The 7,137-nt window shown below is 63.0% G+C and carries 7 protein-coding genes; 6 read left to right on the forward strand and 1 reads right to left on the reverse strand.

Features of this window, described 5'->3' with window-relative positions; genetic code table 11:
- Positions 1 to 180: hypothetical protein (locus C0Z19_RS28855; protein WP_233196314.1), on the forward strand; the 180-nt coding region annotated here is incomplete at its 5' end.
- Positions 181 to 222: 42 nt separating this feature from the next.
- Here the strand turns inward: C0Z19_RS28855 and C0Z19_RS27420 are convergent.
- On the reverse strand, positions 223 to 999 hold the full coding sequence (locus tag C0Z19_RS27420) for an enoyl-CoA hydratase (protein WP_102612973.1): 777 nt from the start codon (positions 997 to 999) through the stop codon (positions 223 to 225).
- 174 nt (positions 1,000 to 1,173) lie between these two features.
- On the opposite strand from C0Z19_RS27420, the gene paaN reads away from it, so the two are divergent.
- From paaN to paaK, 5 genes are all read left to right on the forward strand, one after another.
- A complete protein-coding gene (paaN, locus tag C0Z19_RS27425; protein WP_102612974.1) occupies positions 1,174 to 2,883 on the forward strand; it encodes a phenylacetic acid degradation protein PaaN in 1,710 nt (569 codons plus the stop codon).
- Positions 2,884 to 2,980: 97 nt separating this feature from the next.
- Positions 2,981 to 4,183 (forward strand): 3-oxoadipyl-CoA thiolase, encoded by a 1,203-nt coding sequence (gene pcaF / locus C0Z19_RS27430; RefSeq protein WP_102612975.1) that lies wholly within the window; start codon positions 2,981 to 2,983, stop codon positions 4,181 to 4,183.
- A 65-nt stretch (positions 4,184 to 4,248) separates the two neighbouring features.
- Positions 4,249 to 5,040, forward strand: a complete 792-nt coding sequence (gene paaG, locus C0Z19_RS27435; RefSeq protein WP_102612976.1) for a 2-(1,2-epoxy-1,2-dihydrophenyl)acetyl-CoA isomerase PaaG — start codon at positions 4,249 to 4,251, stop codon at positions 5,038 to 5,040.
- A 1-nt stretch (position 5,041) separates the two neighbouring features.
- Positions 5,042 to 5,521, forward strand: coding sequence for a hydroxyphenylacetyl-CoA thioesterase PaaI (gene paaI, locus C0Z19_RS27440; protein WP_102612977.1), 480 nt, complete (start codon positions 5,042 to 5,044; stop codon positions 5,519 to 5,521).
- Between the two features lie 147 nt (positions 5,522 to 5,668).
- The gene (paaK, locus tag C0Z19_RS27445; protein ID WP_102612978.1) at positions 5,669 to 6,967 is read left to right on the forward strand and encodes a phenylacetate--CoA ligase PaaK; all 1,299 of its coding nucleotides are present in this window, start codon (positions 5,669 to 5,671) and stop codon (positions 6,965 to 6,967) included.
- Positions 6,968 to 7,137: the final 170 nt, after the last annotated feature.

The following is a 7,137-nucleotide window of genomic DNA, read 5'->3' on the forward strand; positions in this document are numbered from 1 at the left end:
TGCAGAGTGTTTCGCATCGCGTCAACTGTTTTTTTAGCGTCGCCTGCATCTGACTGCTATCAAAACATTGCCGCCGAAGCCTCGCGCAAACCGCCGCGCAACAAGCCCCCTGCTTCCTTCCCGCTTCGTTCCAACTTCTTCGCGCCGTCACCAGCACTGCGCGAAAGGGCGCAATTCTAGGCGCGTTCCGCCAACGCCGCAAGCGCTATTTCGTTAAGCGTTTTAACGATGCTTGAAGACGGGTTTGCGCTTCTCGATAAAGGCGGCCATCCCCTCCTTCTGATCCTCCGTCGCAAACAACGAATGGAACAGCCGACGCTCGAAGCGGATGCCCTCGGCGAGCGTCGTCTCGTACGCGCTATTCACCGATTCCTTCACCATCATCACGGCTGGCAGCGGGAATTCCGCGATCGTCGCAGCCGCTGCCAACGCTTCGTCGAGCATCGACTCAGCGGGAACGACGCGCGAAACGAGCCCCGCCCGCTCCGCTTCCGCTGCATCCATGAAGCGCGCCGTCAAACACATGTCCATGGCCTTCGCCTTGGACACCGCGCGCGGCAGACGCTGCGTGCCGCCCGCGCCCGGCATCACGCCAAGCTTGATTTCGGGCTGGCCGAACTTCGCCGTATCTGCAGCAATCACGATGTCGCACATCATCGCCAGTTCACAGCCGCCCCCAAGCGCAAAACCCGCAACAGCGGCGATGATCGGCTTGCGGATCGTTCGCACCGTCTCCCAATTGCGCGTGATGTATTCGCCCTTGTACACGTCCATGTACGTATACGTCGCCATCATGCCGATATCAGCGCCCGCCGCGAACGCCTTTTCGCTACCCGTCACGACGATCGCGCCGATACCGTCGTCGGCATCGAACGTCTTCAACGCAGCGCCTAGCTCGTCCATCAGCGCGTCGTTCAACGCATTGAGCGCTTTGGGGCGATTCAGTGTGATCAAACCGACGCGCCCGCGCGTCTCGACCTGAATGTTTTCGTAGTTCATGCATCCTCCATTTGTCGGTATCGATAAGGCGAGAAAAGCTTTCGCGCCCGCTCGGAAACAATGCTAACATTCGCCAACCAACCGGTCGGTCGGTTAATTGATACAATCCTTCGTCGATTTGTGCTGATTGCCGGCCATCCCCTCCCCAACGCCAAGCCTGCCCCTTGTCTCGCTATGACACATCCTCTATTTGCGAAGCACGAAGACACGCTGAAGAATGCCCTCAACGCTATTGGCTCACGCGGCTACTGGAGCCCGTTCGCCGAAATGCCAAGCCCCAAAGTGTACGGGGAAACCGCCAACACGGATGGGGAAGCAGCCTTCAAGGCCCAGCTCGACCACCCGTTCGCCCTCGATCAGCCCACCACCGGCGAATCGATCGGCGCCGAGCAATCGCCTTTCGGCTTCCCGCTCGGCGTACGGTATCCGAAGGCCGACGTCGATACGCTGATCGCCGCGGCCGCCGCCGCTGAAAAAAGCTGGCGCAAGGCCGGGCCCGAAGCCTGGGTCGGCGTCAGCCTCGAAATCTTGAGCCGATTGAACCGCGCGAGCTTCGAGATCGCCTACAGCGTCATGCATACCACCGGCCAGGCGTTCATGATGGCCTTCCAGGCCGGCGGCCCGCACGCGCAGGATCGAGCGCTGGAGGCCGTGGCCTATGCATGGGACGAGCTTCGTCGCGTGCCGGCGGACGCGTACTGGGAGAAGCCGCAGGGCAAAAACCCGCCGCTGGCGATGCATAAGCGCTTTACGATCGTCCCGCGCGGCATCGGCCTTGTGCTGGGCTGCTGCACATTCCCGACCTGGAACGGTTACCCCGGCCTGTTCGCCGATCTGGCAACGGGCAACGCCGTGATCGTCAAGCCGCACCCGGGCGCGATCCTTCCGCTCGCCGTTACCGTGCGCATCGCACGGGAAGTGCTGCACGAGGCCGGGTTCGACCCGAACGTCGTCACGCTGCTCGCAACGGAACCCAATGATGGCCCGCTCGTGCAGGACCTCGCGCTGCGCCCTGAAATCAAGTTGATCGACTTCACCGGCAGCACGCAGAACGGAACCTGGCTCGAACGCAATGCACACCAGGCGCAGGTGTTCACCGAAAAGGCCGGGGTCAATCAAATCGTGATCGACTCGGTCGACGACCTGAAAGCCGCCGTGCGCAACATCGCGTTCTCCCTTGCGCTGTACTCGGGTCAAATGTGTACGGCCCCGCAGAACATCTACGTGCCGCGCGACGGCATTCGAACCGCAGAAGGCCACGCGAGCTTCGATGAAGTGGCTCAGGCAATCGCCTCCGCCGTGCAAAAGCTCGTGGCCGACCCGGCGCGTGCCGTCGAATTGATCGGCGCAATTCAGAACGACGGTGTCGCCCGCCGAATCGAAGAAGCCCGTTCGCTCGGCCGCGTACTCGTCGATAGTCAGACACTCGAACATCCGTCGTTCCCTCATGCGCGAGTGCGTACTCCGCTGGTACTGCAATTGGATGCCGCCAACGATTCGGCGAAATTCGGCAGCGAGTGGTTCGGACCGATCTCGTTCGTCATCGCAACCGATTCGAACGGGCAGTCGCTTGAACTCGCCGCCTCGCTCGCCGCTCAGCACGGCGCGCTGACACTCTCCGTGTACAGCACGGACGAAGCGACCATCGAAGCGGCGCACGAAGCCGCGATCGACGGCGGCGTTGCGCTCTCGATCAACCTGACCGGCGGCGTGTTCGTCAATCAATCGGCCGCGTTCTCCGACTTTCACGGCACGGGCGCCAACCCGGCTGCCAACGCAGCTTTGGCCGATGCGGCGTTCGTCGCCAATCGCTTCCGCGTTGTGCAAAGTCGCGTTCATGTTGCGCCTCGCGAATCGTCCACGGAAGTCGGCCGAACGGCATAGTCCGGTTAGACGAATGGAGCCCGCGTCCCGGGTTCTCTAATATGTACTCGAAAGGCCCCGCCACGGCGGCGGGGCTTCGTTTGCAGGAAATCATCCGATGACTGACGCCTATATTTGCGATGCCATTCGCACTCCGATCGGCCGCTACGGCGGCGTATTGAAAGACGTACGTACCGACGACCTCGCCGCCGTGCCGATCAAGGCACTCATGGAGCGCAATGCGGGCGTCGACTGGCGCGCGCTCGATGACATCATTTATGGCTGCGCGAATCAGGCTGGGGAAGACAACCGCAATGTCGCGCGCATGGCAGCGCTGCTTGCAGGCTTGCCGACAGATGCACCGGGTTCCACGATCAACCGGCTCTGCGGTTCGGGCATGGACGCGGTCGGTTCCGCCGCGCGGGCGCTCAAGGCAGGCGAGGCGCGCCTGATGATCGCAGGTGGCGTCGAAAGCATGACCCGGGCTCCCTTCGTCATGGGAAAAGCGGCAAGCGCATTTTCCCGGCAGGCCGAAATGTACGACACGACGATCGGCTGGCGTTTCATCAACGCGCGCCTGAAGGCGCAGTACGGTGTCGATTCGATGCCGGAAACCGGCGAGAACGTCGCCCAGCAATTCGGCGTCAGCCGCGCCGATCAGGACGCCTTCGCGCTGCGCAGCCAGCAGAAGGCCGCGCGCGCACAGCAAGACGGCACGCTCGCGCAAGAGATCGTGTCCGTCGAGATTGCGCAAAAGAAAGGCGAGCCGCTGATCGTGACGCGCGACGAGCATCCGCGCGAAACGTCGCTCGAAGCGCTGGCCAAGCTCAAAGGCATCGTGCGTCCGGACGGAACCGTCACGGCCGGCAACGCGTCAGGGGTGAACGACGGCGCGTGCGCGCTGCTGCTTGCGAACGAAGAAGCTGCATCACAGTACGGGCTGCGCCGGCGCGCGCGAGTCCTCGGCATGGCGACCGCCGGCGTCGAGCCGCGCATCATGGGCATCGGCCCGGCACCCGCCACGCAAAAGCTGCTGCAACGGCTAGGCATGTCGCTCTCGCAATTCGACGTCATCGAACTGAACGAGGCGTTTGCCGCACAAGGCCTGGCCGTGCTGCGCATGCTCGGCCTGCCAGACGACGACCCGCGGGTCAACCCCAACGGCGGAGCCATTGCGCTCGGCCACCCACTTGGCGCCTCGGGCGCTCGGCTCGTCACGACCGCGCTCTACCAACTGGAGCGCACCGGCGGCCGCTTTGCGCTCTGCACGATGTGTATCGGCGTCGGCCAAGGCATTGCGCTAGCCATCGAGCGCGTCTGAGTGGGGATGCGAGCCCGGCACATCCGACAGCGGCAATTGCAAGGCAGTGATTGAGGAGACGAACGATGCAATTTGAAGCAATCCGTATGGAGCTCGACGCGACGAGCCATGTCGCCACGGTGACGCTTAACCGTCCGGAAAAGCTGAACAGCTTCACACGCGCGATGCACAAGGAACTGGCCGCCGCACTCGACGAAGCCATAAGCGCTGGTGCGCGTGCGCTCGTCCTGACAGGGGCCGGTCGCGGCTTCTGCGCAGGGCAGGATCTTGCGGATCTGAGCTTCGAACCGGGAGCGATGACCGATCTCGGCTCTCTGATAGACGAATACTTCAACCCCCTCGTGCGCCGCCTCCAGGCACTGCCGCTTCCGGTCATCGCTGCCGTCAACGGCATTGCGGCGGGCGCCGGCGCAAACCTGGCGCTCGCCTGCGATATCGTCCTGGCCGCGCGCACCAGCAGTTTCGCTCAATCGTTCGTCAAGATCGGGCTCGTGCCCGATTCGGGCGGCACCGCGCTTCTACCGCAACGGATTGGCATGGCGCGCGCGCTCGGTCTCGCCATCACCGGCGACAAGATCAGCGCTGAACAGGCCGAGCGCTGGGGCCTGATCTGGCAAGTCGTCGATGATGCCGAACTGCCCACAAGCGCCGCACGGCTCGCCGCTCAACTGGCCCAGCAGCCCACTCGCGCCATCGCTGCCATCAAGCGCGCCATGCGCGCAAGCACGACGAATTCGTTCGATCAGCAACTCGACTTGGAGCGCGACTTGCAGCGAGAGCTTGGCAATTCATACGACTATGCCGAAGGGGTGCAGGCATTCATCCAAAAGCGCACGCCGCGCTTCGAGGGACGCTGAGATGTCGACTGCCAACACCCAAGCGGCGCACGGACATCGCGCCGCGTCGCAGATGGAGCCCGATGAACTGGCTCGCGAAGTCGGGCGCGCCATGTACGAAGCGGATGCGTGCAGCCGCGGGCTCGGCTTCGAACTGATGGAAGTTCGCGCAGGCTACGCCCGCATGCGCGCTACGGTACGCCCGGACTTCCTGAACGGCCACGACATCTGCCACGGCGGGCTGATTTTTACGCTGGCCGACTCGACCTTCGCCTTCGCGTGCAACTCGTATAACGTCAATACGGTTGCTTCGGGCTGCTCGATCGAATTCTTGCGCCCCGTCCACGGCGGCGATGTCCTGACCGCCGAGGCGCTAGAGCAAACAGTCAGCGGGCGAACCGGGATATACGACATTCGCGTCACCAACGGCGCAGGGGAAACGGTCGCGATGTTTCGCGGAAAGTCCGCGCACATCAAGGGACACGTGATTCCCCAAGCGTAAGCACGACATTCCCGGCGCTGCGAGCGGCATACGCGCTCGCTCGCGACGTTCGACGAGCGCCGCGTCGATCGCTCATTCGTCACACGCGACGGGTCGCCCGCGAACGCGCGCGGATAGCTATTTTTCAGATCAGACAGGAGACATGCGATGAACGCCGAACTGCCGCTCGAACCCATCGAGACCGCCAGCCGGGACGAACTCGCCGCCCTACAGCTCGAACGGCTGAAGTGGACACTCAAGCACGCTTACGACAACTCGGTCGTCTATCGGCGCAAGTTCGATGAAGCAGGCGTACACCCGGAAGACCTGAAGACGTTGGCCGATCTTTCCCGTTTTCCGTTCACGACGAAAAGCGATTTGCGCGACAACTATCCGTTCGGGATGTTCGCCGTGCCCCAGGAAAAGATCTCTCGTATCCACGCGTCGTCGGGCACGACGGGGAAACCGACCGTCGTCGGGTATACGGCGCGCGATATCGATACCTGGGCCAATCTTGTCGCGCGTTCGATTCGCGCGGCGGGAGCACGGCGCGGCGATAAGGTGCATATCAGCTACGGGTACGGCCTTTTCACGGGCGGCCTCGGCGCTCACTACGGTGCCGAGCGCGCCGGGTTGACCGTCATTCCGTTCGGAGGCGGTCAGACCGAAAAGCAGGTTCAACTGATCCAAGACTTCAGACCCGACATCATCATGGTCACGCCGAGCTATATGCTCTCGCTCGCCGACGAACTCGAGCGGCAAGGCGTTAACCCATCGAGTTGCTCGTTGCGTATCGGCATCTTCGGCGCGGAGCCTTGGACGAACGACATGCGTCGAGCCATCGAAGAACGGATGGGAATCGATGCAGTCGACATCTACGGACTGTCCGAAGTCATCGGCCCCGGCGTCGCATCCGAATGCGCGGAGACCAAAGACGGTCCTACGATCTGGGAAGACCACTTCTACCCGGAGATCATCGACCCGACCACCGGCGAGGTGCTGCCCGACGGCGAGTTCGGCGAACTCGTGTTTACCTCCCTCACGAAGGAGGCGCTGCCGATCATCCGCTATCGCACCCGCGACCTGACACGTCTGCTGCCCGGTACCGCCCGCACCATGAGGCGAATGGAAAAGATCACCGGCCGCTCAGACGACATGATGATCATTCGCGGCGTCAATGTATTCCCTACTCAGATTGAGGAGCTGCTGCTTAAACAGCCGTCGCTCGCTCCGCACTATCAAATCGAGTTGACGAAGGAAGGGCCGCTCGACGTCATGACATTGAACGTCGAGCCATGTCCCGAGACGCAGGCCGACGAGGCTACGCTCGCGACGGCGAAGGCCGCGCTTGCGTACGACATCAAAACCCTCGTCGGGGTCACGGCGGTCGTTCGCGTTCTGCCCGTCAACGGCATCGAGCGCTCGGTCGGCAAAGCAAGGCGCGTCGTCGACAAGCGATCTGTCTAAGGCCAAGAGAAGGCCAAGAGCAATCGCGACGGGCCGTCACAGCCCGTCGCGGCTCCCGTTCGCCGACCGATCGGCACCGCCCTCCGCATCTGAGTCGCAGCGGATCCGCTGCCTTCAGGCTTCGGGCTTCGGGCTTCAACCTTCAGTCCTTCAGTCCCCCTAACCTCGCC

Origin of the sequence: Trinickia soli, from assembly GCF_002879855.1 — a bacterium.
Lineage (GTDB): Bacteria > Pseudomonadota > Gammaproteobacteria > Burkholderiales > Burkholderiaceae > Trinickia > Trinickia soli.

Excerpts from the sequence above, each read along its gene's own strand:
- pcaF (WP_102612975.1), top strand. The coding sequence starts at position 2,981 with ATGACTGACGCCTATATTTGCGATGCCATTCGCACTCCGATCGGCCGC.
- paaK (WP_102612978.1), top strand. The coding sequence starts at position 5,669 with ATGAACGCCGAACTGCCGCTCGAACCCATCGAGACCGCCAGCCGGGAC.
- C0Z19_RS27420 (WP_102612973.1), bottom strand. The coding sequence starts at position 999 with ATGAACTACGAAAACATTCAGGTCGAGACGCGCGGGCGCGTCGGTTTG.
- paaI (WP_102612977.1), top strand. The coding sequence starts at position 5,042 with ATGTCGACTGCCAACACCCAAGCGGCGCACGGACATCGCGCCGCGTCG.
- paaN (WP_102612974.1), top strand. The coding sequence starts at position 1,174 with ATGACACATCCTCTATTTGCGAAGCACGAAGACACGCTGAAGAATGCC.
- paaG (WP_102612976.1), top strand. The coding sequence starts at position 4,249 with ATGCAATTTGAAGCAATCCGTATGGAGCTCGACGCGACGAGCCATGTC.